We start from the raw sequence: 13,055 nt of genomic DNA, 5'->3' as shown, positions 1-13,055 counted from the left end.
GAGAGAGGTTCGATGGTGTGCCGGGAAGCCTGGTCGGCGATGTGATCTCTCATCAGCCTCGACAGGAAGTAGATCCCGGCCATGACCCTGCTCAGCCGTTTGTACGGCGTGCGTCCCGCGCTACGTGACCGGGTGCAAGTGCGGCGGAACGTGGAGATCCCGGCCGCAGACGGTGTGCGGCTGCTGGCCACGCCCTATGACCCGGCCGGTCGGCGACGGCCTCCGCTGGTGTTGCTGCGCAGCCCGTACGGCCGCGCGAACGCCGTGGACCAGCTGCCGAAGCTGCTGGCCGAGCGCGGCTACCAAGTCCTGTACCAGAGCCTTCGCGGCACGGCCGGGTCCGGTGGCCGCTTCGACGGCTTCGTCATCGATCCGGCCGACGCCAACGACACGCTGAGCTGGCTGCGCGCCCGGCCGTGGTTCGGCGGCGAGCTGGCCACGTGGGGCGCCGGCTATCTCGGCTTCGTGCAGTGGGAGCTGGCCGCCCGGGACATCCCGGGATGGAAGGTCGCGCTGATCCAGGACGCGCCGTCAGCGTTCGACGAGGGCTTCATGTACCCGGGCGGAGCGTTCGCGACGGGGAACGCGCTGGGTCGGGTGCAGTTGGTGGAGCGGATGTTGCTCGGTGGCTATGGCGTCGCCCGTCAAATGGCCGGCATGGTCGGCGCCGCGCGGCGGCTGTCGCGTGCCACGCTCACCCTCCCGTTCGAGGAGGCCGACCGGGCACTGACCGGGTACCCCGTGCCACGGTTCCGGGACTGGACCCGGCACGGCCCCGGCGAGCCGTACTGGGCGAACACCGACCACCGCGTCAACGTCGCGCGGATGCCGCCGGTGGTGCACCTGCCGGGCATGCTGGCCGACGTGCTGGCCATGCTGGACGCCGCGCTGCTCGACCGGCAGGCGCCCTCGGGCGTGCGGCTGTTCGTGACCGGCGCGGGCCGCTGGAACGACGTGTCCGCCTGGCCGCCCGCGCACGAGCCGGTCCCCTGGTTCCTGCGCCCCGGCGGCGGGCTCGGCCCACCCCGCATGAGGGCCCGAGCGCCCCCAGCCGCTACCGCTACGATCCCGCGGACCCGCCCCCTACGGTCGCGGGCACGCAGATGGGCCTGTCAGCCGGGGCCAAGGACAACCGCGCCATCGAGGCCAGAGCCGACGTGCTGACCTTCACCACCGCGCCGCTGGCCGAGGACGTCGAGGCGGTCGGCCCGGTTCGCGTGATGTTGCACGCGCGCTCGGACAACCCGCATGCCTTGTGGCCGATGGCCCACCGCTTCCTGCGCGGCCACCGCGTCCGGGTGCAGGTCTCCAGCGGCGCTCACCCGCGCTTCGGCCGCACCCCGGCACCGGTGAGCCGCTCGCGACCGGGACGAACCTGCGCTCCTCGGAGCATGAGATCTTCCACGACCACAACAACCCGTCAGCCCTCTGGCTGCCCCTCACTTCAGGAGCATCGTGAAGCTACTCGTTCTCGGCGGCACCCACCACGTGGGCCGCGCCATCGTCGAGGCCGCGCTGGAGCGCGGTGACCAGGTGAGCACGCTCAACCGTGGCCTCAGCCGCGCGCCGGCGCCCGGCGTCCGTGCGCTGATGGCCGACCGCACCGACCCCGAGTCCGTACGGCGGGCGCTCGGCGATGGGGAGTGGGACGCGGTCATCGACACCTGGGCCTGGGCACCGCGGGTGGTGCGCGAGGCCGCCGGCCTGCTGGCCGACCGCGCCGGGCACTACGGATACGTCTCCAGCCGCGGCGTGCACCGCTGGCCATGGCCGCCCGGCGCCGACGAGCAGGCACCCCTGGTCGACGGCGACCCCGCCGGCACGGACAACGCCGACTACGCCGCCGCCAAGCGCGGTGGCGAACTCGCCGTCCTCGAATCCTTCGGCGAGCGGGCGCTGCTGGCCAGGGCCGGGATGATCCTCGGCCCGTATGAGGACGTCGGCCGCATCCCGTGGTGGCTGCGCCGCCTGGAGAAGGGCGGCCGGGTCCTGGCGCCCGCCCCCGCCGACACGCCCTTGCAGTACCTCGACGTCCGGGACCTGGCCACCTGGATGCTCCAGTCCGTCGAACGCGGCCTGGGCGGCGCCTTCACCGTGACCGGCCCACCCGGCGCGATCACCCTCGGCGAGCTGCTCACCACAGCGTTGGAGGTCACCGGCTTCGACACCGAACTGGTGTGGGCCGAGCCGGACCTGCTCATGCGCCACGGCCTGCCGCTCGGCATGGAGTTCGGCCTGCGCATGCCCGACGGCAGCGCGCCGAGCGGCATGCACGACGCCGACGTCAGCGCCGCCTTGGCCGAAGGCCTCACCACACGCCCGCTGCGCGAGACCCTCGCCGACACCTGGGCCTGGCTGCAGGCCGAAGGCGACCCGGCACCCCGCCCGGACGCGCCTTCCCCCGACACCTGGCTGGATGCCGCCGCCGAACAGCGGCTGCTCGACCAGCTCTCCCACTAAGAGAAACGCGAACACTTTCATGCGCGCCATCATCATCGGAGCCGGCATCGCCGGCCTGGCCACCGCCCTGCGCCTGCACCAGATCGGCTGGGACACCCTCATCGTCGAACGCGCCCCCGCTCGCCGCGGCGGCGGCTACGCGGTCACCTTCGGCGGCATCGGCTACGACGCTGCCGAACGCCTCGGCATCCTGGCCGACCTGCGCGCCAAATCGTTCGACACCACCGAGCTCGTCTACCACAAGCCGAACGGCGAACGCCGCTTCGCCCTCGACCGCGCCACCATCGCCGCCACCACTGGACCCCGCTCGATCACCATTCTGCGCGGCGACCTCGAAACCGTCCTGTACGACAAGGTCCACGGCCACACCGAGATCCGCTTCGGCGCCACCCTCACCGCCGTCGACCAGGACGAGCGCGCCGTCCGCGTCACCCTGAGCGACGGCACCCTCGTGGAGGGCGACCTGCTGATCGGCGCCGACGGCCTGCACTCGGCCACCCGCGCCCTGCTCTTCGGCCCGGAGGAGAACTTCCTGCTCGACCTGGAGCACAAGGTCGCCGTCTTTATGCTCGACCAACGGCCCGCTAGCATCGCACCCGGCGCGACCGGCACCCTGTCCTCCAACGGCCGTACCGCGGCGGTCATCAGCGTCGGCGACGGCCGCAACGTCGCCTTCTTCGGCTACCGCACCGACCACGCCCGCCCCGGCGAGGACGTGGGCACCGAACTGAAGCGCGTCTACGGCGACCTCGGCTGGGTCATCCCCGAAGCCCTCGCCGGCCTGAAGCGGGCCGACTCGGTCTACTTCGACACCATCAGCCAGGTCGTCGCACCACAGTGGAGCAACGGTCGGGTGGTGCTGCTCGGCGACGCCGCCTGGTGCGTCACCTTGTTCGCCGGGTACGGCTCCTCACTGGCCGTCGGCGGCGCCGACCGGCTCGGAACGGAGCTGGCCGCCCACCCCGGCGACATCCCCGCCGCACTGGCCGCGTGGGAGGCTGCCATCCGCCCCGAGGCCGAGCGCAAGCAGAAGCTCGGCCGCCGCGTCAAAGGCGTCTACGCCCCCGCCAGCCCCCTGCTGCTGTGGCTGACCCAGCTGCCGCTGCGCCTGGCCGCCCTGCCGCCCGTGCGCCGATACATGACCCGCCGCTTCATCAAGGGCTGACCCGGCCGCTCCCCGAGGCGGGCCGGATCGCGCCGGTGGCGTCCATGACCGAGAGCATCAGCCTGCGGGCCGGCCGGGGCGGAACCCGCTGTCAGCCCTGATCGCGGCCCGCGTGATGCGAACGGGCCGCCGGCAGGCACCGCGCGGCCGACTCCGATGAGCGCTCAAGCGTCCGTAGCGGGCGGATACAGGCCGGCCTGGCGGTAGACGGCGGCGAGGTAGCGCAGCATCTCGGCGGCGTCCGGCGGGTCCGGCTGCAGCACCCGGTAGGTGACCGCGCCGGCCATCATGTCGATCAGCACGTCCAGGTCGGCGTCGGCGGCCACCGTGCCGTCGGCCTGGGCGCGCCGCAGCATCGCCGCGGCCAGCTCGCGGCGCGGCAGGATGTAGTGCGTCCAGTACACGGCCATCAGCTGCGGGTGGCTGACGGCCGAGCCCATGATGCGCGCGACCAGCGCGCGAAAGCGGGGGCTGGCGGCCATCTCGGCCGCTGCGGGCAGCACGCGCTCGACGATGTCCTGCGGCCGCAGGGCGTATACGTCGGCGGCCGAGGGTGTCACCTCGGCGCGGACCCACTGCTCGACGGCTTGAGCCAGCAGGTCCTCCTTGCTGCTCCAGCGGCGGTAGACGGTCAGCTTGCCCACCCCTGCGCGCTTGGCCACCTGCTCCATGCTGGTGCCCTCGACGCCGCGTTCGACGAACAGCTCCAGCGCGGCGGACAGGATCGCCGCGTCGGTGCCGGGGTCACGCGGGCGTCCCCGCCCCCTGGAGTCAGGAGCCGCGCTCATCCGAGGGCTCCGTCCAGCCAGCGGGTGACCTCGGCAGGACCGCCTGTGCAGGCCAGGTGGCCGTCCGGGCGCACCAGCAACGCCGATCCGCTCGCCGCGCCGGCGACACTGAGCCGAATCACCCGGTCGCCGAGCCGCCGCCGGGCCGCCGCGAACGCCCCTTCGGCGCCGGTGTCAGAGCCGGGGCCGGTCTCGGGACCATCGTTGAGCACCGCCCACTTCCCGCGCAGCTCGGCGTGCAGCCGGGTGCGGCTGCCATCGGCGCGCAGGCAGGCCAGGTCCCCGACGCGGTCGCCAGGGCGCGGCCTGCCGCTGCTGCCGGCGCGCGATCCGGCGAGTCGCCGGCCGAGCGGGCCGCGCCGGTAGCTCACCCACAGCTGCGAGGTGGTGTAGGTGGTCCACCGCTGGATCCACGCCTGGCTGAAGACGCGCATCAGCACCTGGTCGCGCAGGAAGCGGCCGAGCGGGCCGCCCGCGATGTTGACCTTGGTGGCGGCCGTGCTGCCACGCAGCACCGCGGTGGCCAGCGGACGGCGTTCGGCCTGGTAGGACTCCAGCAGACGCTCCGCGGCCGGGCCGCGCGCGACCCCCTGCACGATAAGGGCGAGCTTCCAGGCGAGATTCTCGGCGTCGCCGAGCCCGGTCAGCATGCCCTGGCCGCCGAACGGGGCGTGCACGTGGGCGGCGTCACCGGCCAGCAGGACGCGCCCGGCGCGGTAAGTCTCGGCCAGCCGGCGGTGCACCCGGAACAGCGACGCCCAGGTGACCTCGCCCAGGCGCAGCCCGCTCCGTCCGGTGCGTTCGGGCAGGATGACCCGCATGCGCTCGGCGATCCGCTCTTGGCTGGGTTTGTCCTCGGTGAAGGCGGCGTCGTAAGCGAGCAGCCGCCACTGATCGTCCGGCATCGGCATGGCGCCCAGCACGCCATCGCGGTGCGCCCAGCCGCTGGTGCCCGACCGCTCCAGCGGCGGACCGCCTTCCAGGTGGCCGTCGACGAGCAGGAACCGCTCGCTGACCTTGACGCCGGGAAAGCCGATGCCGGTCAGTTTGCGGACCGTGCTGCCGGAGCCGTCGCAACCGACCATCCAGCCGGCCCGGACAGTGGCGCCGTCGGCGAGCACCGCGGTGACACCGGCCGCGTCCTGGCGGGCTTCGACCAGCCCGTTGCCCCACTCCGGGCGGACGCCGAGGGCCGCCAGCCGCTCGCGCAGCCCTTCCTCCACCCGTGCCTGGGAGATCACCATGGGCGGGGCGGCGGTGCCGAGCCCGGGGTCGCCGAACCGGATGCGCATCATCGGGCGGTCTCCGGCGTAGGTGGTGATCGTCATCGCCCGCACCGACTCCTGCGGCAGGTCGCCGAGAGCGCCCAGGCGGTCGAGCACCTCTGAGCCGCGGGCGTGCACGAAGTTCGCCCGCGACGTGCTCGCCGGACCGGCGGCCTTGTCGATCACGCGGACGCTCACCCCGTGTTGCACCAGCGCGCAGGCCAGTGCCAGACCGACCGGTCCCGCCCCCACCACCAGAACATCCGTGTCCATCCCGGTCCTCACTCCATTCATTTACGAGACGGTACCGTAAACTTATAGTGCGCCCGTGGCCCCCGGCCTGTCCACACCCAGGTGAGTGGGCGCACGATGCAGGCGGCATGGTCCGGGCCGGGTTCGGCACGGTCCAGGCCGGCTTGTTGTGCTCGCGCCGTGCTGCGCCGCGCTACGGTGGGGCTCGGAGTGCCGGGAAGTCTGGTCGGCGACGTCTTCAGCCGTGCCACCCCGACGGAGGCCCCTCCCGTGCGCGACGTTTTCGACTGGCCTGATCGTGACCTGCCCGGCAGGGCGGCTTCATGAGGCGGCGCTATCCGGTGGTGCGGGGCCGGGGCCGGCATCCGGCCGTGGTCATCGCGGCCGGGTTCGGTGTGGCGGTGCTGGCCGGGACGCTGCTGCTGGGAACTCCGCTGGCCACCACCGCCGGTGACAGCACCCATTGGCTGACCGCGCTGTTCACCGCCACCTCCGCCGTGTGCGTGACCGGCCTGGTGGTGGTCGACACCGGGACGCACTGGTCGACGTTCGGCGAGGTGGTGATCGTCGTGCTCATCCAGGTGGGCGGGCTGGGCATCATGACGCTGGCCACGCTCGTCATGGTGATCGTCTCCGGCCGGATCGGCCTGCGGGCCAGATTGTCGGCCCAACTGGAGACCAAATCCGTGGTCGCCGCCGATCTGCGTCAAGTGCTGCGCAAGGTGGTGGTCTTCAGCCTCGTCTGTGAGGCGGTCGTCGCCGTGGTGCTGGCCGTCCGGTTCGTCACCGGGTACGGCGAGCCGCTGGGCCGGTCCGTCTACCTGGGGATCTTTCATGCGGTGTCGGCGTTCAACAATGCCGGCTTCGCACTGTGGCCGGACAGCTTGATGCGCTTCGTCACCGATCCGTGGATCTGCCTGTCCATCGCGCTGGCGGTCCTTGTCGGGGGTCTCGGTTATCCGGTGGTGTTCGAGCTGCTGCGCACGTGGCGGCACCCGCGACGCTGGTCGGTGCTGACTCGCATCACCGTCTGCCTGAGCGTGCTGCTCCTGGCCGGCGGCATGCTCGCGTTCCTGGCGACCGAGTGGCGCAACCCGGCCACGATGGGGCCGCTGGACGATTCCGGCAAGCTGCTGGCCGCCTTCTTCGCCGCGGTGATGCCGCGCTCCGGCGGCTTCAACACGCTCGACATCGGGCAGATGTACCCCTCGTCGTGGCTGGTGACCGACGTGCTGATGTTCATCGGCGGGGGCAGCGCCGGGACCGCGGGCGGCATCAAGGTCACCACGTTCGGCTTCCTGCTGTTCATCATGTGGTCGGAGCTGAGGGGCGAGCACCAGGTCAACATCGGTCACCGGCGGCTGCCGTCGGCCACCCAGCGCCAGGCGCTGTCGATCAGCCTGCTCGGTGTCCTGCTGGTCGCGTTCTCCACCTGGCTCCTGCTGGTGATCAGCCCGCATTCCCTGGACCGGGTGCTGTTCGAGGTGATCTCCGCGTTCGCCACCAACGGTCTGTCCACCGGCATCACCGCCGACACCCCGCTGGCCGGGCACGTGCTGCTGAGCCTGCTGATGTTCATCGGGCGCATCGGCCCGCTCACGCTGGGCTCCGCGCTCGCCCTGAAAGAGCGCGGCCGCCGCTACGAACTGCCGGAGGAGAGGGTGATCATCGGGTGAGCCGAGATCCGCTTCCATCGTGGTGATCGGCCTGGGGCGCTTCGGCGCCGCGGTGGCGCAGCGGCCGGCCGGATCCTGCTCGCACGCTGGTCCACTGGCGGGCAGACAGCCGTGGCCCTTCGGCCAGGCGGGGTGCGCTGGGCGGTCGCAGGCACCTCTGATACGTTCTCCGCAGGCGCGCCGGGAAGTCTGGTCGGCAGATGAACGCGATGACCACCCGACCCGGGGAGCGCACCGATGGCCCGACGACCTTCGTGGCACCGTCTCGCCGGCCGCCACGACCGCGGACCGGTCAGCCCGCTGACGGGCGACGGCCCAGCCGGCCTCCCCATCGTCACCTCCGTAGCGGGCGACATGGTGGAATACCGGCTGCAACGACAGGACCACCGAACGATCGTGGTGTTCCACGGCGGCCACATGCGGGCCGGACTGGCCCTGGGCGAAGAGGTCTTCACCTCCGCCGGCTTCACGGTGCTCACGCCCTCCCGCCCCGGCTACGGACGCACGCCGTTGACCCCGGCCACCTCGGTGGCGCAGTTCACCGACACCATCGCGCACCTGTGCCGGCTCCAGGGCGTGGACAAGGTCGCCGCGGTGGTCGGCGTCTCCGCCGGCGGACGTACCGCCCTGACCATGGCGGCCCGCCACCCGGACCTGGTGGAGCGGGTGATCCTGCAGAGCGCGGTCGGCTTCGATCCTTGGCCGGGCCAGTGGACGCGGCTGGGCGGGCGGATCATCTTCAGCGCGGGCGTCGAGGCTGCCACCTGGGCGGCGCTGCGGACGCTCCTGCGCCTGGCTCCAGGAGCGGGGTTACGGCTGCTGATGCGCGAACTGTCGGTCGTTCCTGCCCGGCAGGTAGTGGGAGGCTTGTCCCCGGAGGCTCGCGCCGGGTTGACGGAGCTGTTCCGCGCGATGCGCTCGGGCCGTGGATTCATCGCCGACATGGACCCCGTGCCCGACTGCGCCGCCGCCGTCACCCAGCCCGTTTTGATCATCGCCAGCCGCCGGGATCGCTCGGTTCCCTTCACCCACGCCCAATCGCTGGCCACCGCGCTACCCCATGCCCAGCTTGAGGAAAGCCACGCCGACAGCCACCTGATCTGGTTCGACGCGGACTACCCGAGGACCTCCGCGAGGATCGGCGCATTCCTCACCGACCGGCTGGACGGGCAGGGCTGAGGCCGCGCCAAGAGGCGGCGCGACCGACATCACAAGGCCAGGTCGCGCCGGCGCAGCGTGTACAGGCCCGCCGTCACCAGGCCGGCCGCCACCCGGGTGAGCCCGAGCAGCGTGCCCGGTCCCGGATCGGCCAGCGTGGAGTAGTGGACGTGCGCGAACGGGGAGATCATGAAGAGTGAGTCGCTCACCAAGCCCACTTCCCGCCCGATCTCCCAGGCGATGGCCAGCCCCAGGGCGGTCCACCCCACGTTCACTCCGGCCCGCCGCAGCAGCCCGAATGCCGCGACGGCGAGCCCGGCCATCACCCAGATGCCCGGCAGGATGACCGTGGTGAGGGCCAGGCCGCCCGCGAAGTCCCCGTTGCCGAGGCCCAGCGCGAGGCCGGCGATCACCAGCACGGCGACGGGCACGGCCACCGCGAACACCACGTGGCTGAGCGCCCACCGTGGCCGACAGCGCCTCGGCGTCGCCGCCGGCCGAACTGCCGAAGCCGACGTAGACCGGCGGGTCCCCGTCCGCCAGGAACCGGGCCAGCCGCTCCGGCGGCGTCCACGCCTCATCGGGGGGCAGCGTCAAAAGCCCGTCGGGCGGGCCTCGTCCGGCCAGTCGCCGGGTGCGGGCAGCAGTTCGGCGCTCCACGCATGCAGCACCGCGCCCTTGCCGATGTGGCCGGCCATCGGCCGGAAGGCGCCCCGCAAACCGAGCCTCTCGCGCCGCCAGGCCCGTACCGTGCTCCGGTAGGCGGCCTCGACGGACGAACTGACACGCCAGCTCACGCGGTTCAGCACGGGCGGAACCCGTACCGGAAGGATCGGCGAGCAGAAGGCGGAGGTCGGCAGATGGAGCGGCAGCAGCAGCCCGGCGAGGGCGGGAACGCCGAGCTTCTCGGCGACGTGCGGCCCGCCGAGGGACTTGGGATGGTGGACGACCACGTCGAACCCGCCGGAGACGGCGAGCGATGCCTGGTCGTCCAGCAGGCGGCGCAGCATCGGCGTGACCGAGCGAGCGGCGGTGACGGCGGCGCGTACCCCCTGCCCGGCCCGGCGCTCGGGTCCGTGTCACCAGACGCGAAGTAGCTGTGAGTGACCGGGAGCTCCCGAGCGGGTTCACATAAGACCCGTTAGCGCGCAACGCGACCTGCGGAAACGCGCCCGCCGTCGTTATCAGGGCAGCGAGCGCCGGACTCATCCCCGGATGCCCGGACCGAAACCCGGGTCGGGAGCCGCAGCCGTCACCCGCTGTGGCCTGCGGCAACGCCCTGCTCTGCCCCTGGTGACACGGACCCGAGCACCCGGCCTCCAGGAAGGAGAGGGAAGAGGAGGGGCCAGGGGTGCCGCTGTGCGGGCTGGGCGGTCAGATGGCGCGGGTGAAGGTGAAGCGGGTGAACTCGCGGAAGCCGTCCTGGCCCGTGTAGATCTTCAGCCACGAACCGCTATTAGCGATTGCGTTGGTGACGTAGAAGGGGGTGTCGGCCTTCCTGATGTACCAGGTTCCGTCTGGGGCGGGGATGAGCGTCCAGCGTGTGGAGCAGGTTCGCCAATCGGTGAGCTTGATGTCGTTGCCGCGGGTGCACCAGGCGCCGTACCCAGGCGATTGCCTGATGCGGTAGTTCTCGCCGTCCTTGTCGAACACCCAGGCTGCTCCGTTATCGCCGGTGTTGTTTGTGAGCAGGACATAGTCGGAGCCCAGCCAGCTCTCGTAGGTGGTGCCTCGCGTTCCGTAGCTGGTGTGGGCGTGCAGGTAGTAGGAGTCGCCGGGGGTGATCGGGTCGGCTGCGGCGTTGGCGGGCAGCGGCAGGACGAGCAGGATCAGGCAGGCCGCGGCGGCGGTGCGGCCCAGTAGCCGGCGGCGCAGGGAGAGTCGTGTGGTCATGGCAGAGTGGTTCCTTTCGCCGTCACGCCCCCGGGAAGGGGGCTTGGGGACCGCTGTATGAGCGATCTGGATCACCATGGTCAATACGAACAGTAGTCATTTGACTACTATAAGTTAACTAGCGTTGTGGTGATCTATCCCTCACCGAAGCCGAAACTGAACCGTGAGGAGCTGCCGCCGCACCCACTGATCATGACCGGCGGCCGGCCGGGGCTGTAGGAGTTTCGGGGGCATCAGGATCACTAACAGGGGAAGAAGCCCCAGGTCGCTACCGCTGATTTCTGCACTCAGCCTCCTCGAAGGCCGTAGTTGCACAGCGTTGCTTTGCGGCTGGTGGCACGGACCCGAGCGGGGGCCCTGCCCCCTGGCAGTGTCCTGAAGGGCGAGCATCTCGTCGTTGAGCGGTGCGAACTCCACGCCGCGCGCGACGGTCATGGGCTCGAACCGGCGGGGAGCCGCCGGCAGCGGGCGGTGCCCCACTGATCGCAGCCCGCACGCCAGGGCGAGCGCGACGCTCATGCTGCTCTTGGCCACGGCCAGCGCCTCGGCCAGCTCCGGCGCGTCGGCGTCGCCAGTCTCGGCGGCCAGCAGCCAGCCCATCACGCGCCCGGCCGTACGACTCAACCCGAGCCGCTCGTAAAACAGCCCGGCGTCTTCAACAAAGGTCTCGACACTCACGCCGGCTGGCTATATCGCACTGTTCGGATATATCCGAACAGTGCGCCGCGCGTTAACCCCGCGGGTGGTCGTCCCCCCGCGACGGATAAGGTGAACGTGGAGTGCCGGGAAGTCTGGTCGGCGATGGCCCACCTGACCCCGAAACTTGGAGCACATCATGAGCGCCCGTATCCCGCCGCGAAAGCCTGCCCTCCTCGCACGCGGCTCCTGGGGCGAAACCCGCCGCATCGCCGACATCCTGCGCAAGGAGACCGTCGGCGGGGCGCTGCTGCTGATCGGCGCCGTTCTGGCGATGATCTGGGCGAACTCCCCGTGGGCGGACGTGTACGAGATGGCGCGCGACCTGCGGTTCGGGCCCGAGGCGCTGCATCTGAATCTGTCCCTGGCCACCTGGGCCGGCGACGGGCTGCTGGCGATCTTCTTCTTCGTGGCCGGGCTGGAGCTCAAGCGCGAGTTTGTCGCCGGCGACCTGCGCGACGCACGGCGGGCCGCGATCCCGATCGCGGCAGCGCTCGGCGGAGTGGCCGTCCCTGCCCTGCTGTACCTGCTCATCACCTCCGGGGTCGAGGGCGCGGCTCGCGGCTGGGCGATCCCCACCGCCACCGACATCGCCTTCGCCCTGGCGGTGCTGGCCGTCATCGGCCGGTTCCTGCCAGCCGCCCTGCGCACCTTCCTGCTCACCCTGGCCGTGGTCGACGATCTGGTCGCCATCGTCATCATCGCGCTGTTCTACACCGAGCACCTGGCACCCCTGCCCCTGGTCGCGGCCCTGGTGCCGCTCGCGCTGTTCACCGTGCTGGTGCAGCGCCGGGTACGGTCCTGGTGGCTGCTGCTGCCCCTGGCCGCGGTCACCTGGGCGCTGGTGCACGCCTCCGGGGTGCACGCCACCGTCGCCGGCGTCCTGCTCGCCTTCGCCGTCCCGGTGCTGCGCAGCGACAAAGCCGGCGGCCCCGAAGCCGGCCCCGGCCTGGCCGAGCACTTCGAGCACCGCTTCCGCCCGCTGTCGGCCGGCGTGGCCGTCCCGGTGTTCGCGTTCCTGTCGGCAGGAGTGGCGGTGGGCGGTCTGGACGGCCTGGCCGGCGCGTTCGGTGACCCCGTCGTGCTGGGCGTCGCCGTGGGCCTGGTGGCGGGCAAACCGCTTGGGATCATGGTCGCGACCTGGCTGATGTCCCGCTTCACCCGCGCCGACCTCGACGAGGGCCTGACCTGGATCGACATGCTCGGACTGTCCATCCTGGCGGGCATCGGGTTCACCGTCTCCCTGCTGATCGGCGAACTGGCCTTCGGCCCCGGGCAGGACGCGCACGTCAAGGTGGCGGTGCTGGCCGGCTCTCTGGCCGCGGCGCTGCTGGCGACGGTGATCCTGCGCCTGCGCAACCACACCTACCGGCGCATTCACCAGCTCGAGACCATCGACCGCGACCACGACGGCATCCCGGACGTCTACGAAACGGACGGATCCACAGCGACTGGCCGCTGACGATGAAGCCGTCACCGGCACTTCCCCGCCCAGTACGCCCGGACCCTGTGTGGCCGGAACCCGCGAAGATCAAAGCGGTTTGCGCGCGTTCACACTCGTATGGCCATGTCGGGTCCGGCAGAGCCGCGTTTCTCAGAAACGCTCGATTCCCAGAGAAGATCACAACGCACTCTTATAGTTCGTCGGCGTCCCCGACTGCCGCACGTGGGCATCGTCACGGCGAGCGCGGCCCGGATCGCG

At 71.5% G+C, this 13,055-nt stretch carries 12 protein-coding genes and 1 pseudogene; 7 read left to right on the top strand and 6 right to left on the bottom strand.

Annotated features, from left to right (window positions below):
• Positions 1–81: 81 nt before the first annotated feature.
• The 4 genes and pseudogenes from AC27IY_RS33390 to AC27IY_RS33375 form a co-directional block, all read left to right on the top strand.
• Positions 82–816: pseudogene (locus AC27IY_RS33390) on the top strand (CocE/NonD family hydrolase); the annotation flags it as partial.
• Positions 759–1,529 carry a CocE/NonD family hydrolase C-terminal non-catalytic domain-containing protein gene (locus tag AC27IY_RS33385; protein ID WP_487180784.1) on the top strand — a complete coding sequence of 257 codons (771 nt, stop codon included), beginning with the start codon at positions 759–761 and terminating at the stop codon, positions 1,527–1,529. The pseudogene AC27IY_RS33390 and the gene AC27IY_RS33385, both read left to right, overlap by 58 nt.
• Entirely contained in the window at positions 1,456–2,460 is a 1,005-nt protein-coding gene (locus tag AC27IY_RS33380) for a Rossmann-fold NAD(P)-binding domain-containing protein (RefSeq protein ID WP_487180376.1), read from the top strand. The genes AC27IY_RS33385 and AC27IY_RS33380 overlap by 74 nt, the downstream gene beginning before the upstream one ends.
• 19 nt (positions 2,461–2,479) lie before the next feature.
• On the top strand, positions 2,480–3,625 hold the full coding sequence (locus AC27IY_RS33375) for an FAD-dependent oxidoreductase (protein WP_423478451.1): 1,146 nt from the start codon (positions 2,480–2,482) through the stop codon (positions 3,623–3,625).
• A 164-nt stretch (positions 3,626–3,789) separates the two neighbouring features.
• Here AC27IY_RS33375 and AC27IY_RS33370 read toward each other — a convergent pair whose 3' ends face one another.
• The gene (locus tag AC27IY_RS33370; RefSeq protein WP_423478450.1) at positions 3,790–4,413 is read right to left on the bottom strand and encodes a TetR/AcrR family transcriptional regulator; all 624 of its coding nucleotides are present in this window, start codon (positions 4,411–4,413) and stop codon (positions 3,790–3,792) included.
• Positions 4,410–5,951 carry an FAD-dependent oxidoreductase gene (locus tag AC27IY_RS33365; RefSeq protein ID WP_423478449.1) on the bottom strand — a complete coding sequence of 514 codons (1,542 nt, stop codon included), beginning with the start codon at positions 5,949–5,951 and terminating at the stop codon, positions 4,410–4,412. The genes AC27IY_RS33370 and AC27IY_RS33365 overlap by 4 nt, the downstream gene beginning before the upstream one ends.
• 302 nt (positions 5,952–6,253) lie before the next feature.
• On the opposite strand from AC27IY_RS33365, the gene AC27IY_RS33360 reads away from it, so the two are divergent.
• Positions 6,254–7,606, top strand: coding sequence for a TrkH family potassium uptake protein (locus tag AC27IY_RS33360; protein ID WP_423449124.1), 1,353 nt, complete (start codon positions 6,254–6,256; stop codon positions 7,604–7,606).
• Between the two features lie 237 nt (positions 7,607–7,843).
• Positions 7,844–8,785: an alpha/beta fold hydrolase gene (locus AC27IY_RS33355; protein WP_487180375.1), complete on the top strand. Its 942-nt coding sequence runs from the start codon at positions 7,844–7,846 to the stop codon at positions 8,783–8,785.
• A 29-nt stretch (positions 8,786–8,814) separates the two neighbouring features.
• Here AC27IY_RS33355 and AC27IY_RS33350 read toward each other — a convergent pair whose 3' ends face one another.
• The 4 genes from AC27IY_RS33350 to AC27IY_RS33335 form a co-directional block, all read right to left on the bottom strand.
• Positions 8,815–9,213 (bottom strand): hypothetical protein, encoded by a 399-nt coding sequence (locus tag AC27IY_RS33350; protein WP_487180374.1) that lies wholly within the window; start codon positions 9,211–9,213, stop codon positions 8,815–8,817.
• 144 nt (positions 9,214–9,357) lie between these two features.
• The gene (locus AC27IY_RS33345; RefSeq protein WP_487180373.1) at positions 9,358–9,774 is read right to left on the bottom strand and encodes a hypothetical protein; all 417 of its coding nucleotides are present in this window, start codon (positions 9,772–9,774) and stop codon (positions 9,358–9,360) included.
• Positions 9,775–10,138: 364 nt separating this feature from the next.
• Positions 10,139–10,657 (bottom strand): hypothetical protein, encoded by a 519-nt coding sequence (locus AC27IY_RS33340; protein WP_449957907.1) that lies wholly within the window; start codon positions 10,655–10,657, stop codon positions 10,139–10,141.
• Positions 10,658–10,798: 141 nt separating this feature from the next.
• Positions 10,799–11,335 (bottom strand): hypothetical protein, encoded by a 537-nt coding sequence (locus AC27IY_RS33335; RefSeq protein ID WP_487180372.1) that lies wholly within the window; start codon positions 11,333–11,335, stop codon positions 10,799–10,801.
• A 157-nt stretch (positions 11,336–11,492) separates the two neighbouring features.
• On the opposite strand from AC27IY_RS33335, the gene nhaA reads away from it, so the two are divergent.
• Positions 11,493–12,815, top strand: coding sequence for a Na+/H+ antiporter NhaA (nhaA, locus tag AC27IY_RS33330; RefSeq protein ID WP_487180371.1), 1,323 nt, complete (start codon positions 11,493–11,495; stop codon positions 12,813–12,815).
• Positions 12,816–13,055: the final 240 nt, after the last annotated feature.

It is taken from the genome of Nonomuraea sp. B208, assembly GCF_057536035.1.
Note: the sequence above shows the minus strand (reverse complement) of the source record. Positions and strands in the feature narration are given on the sequence as shown.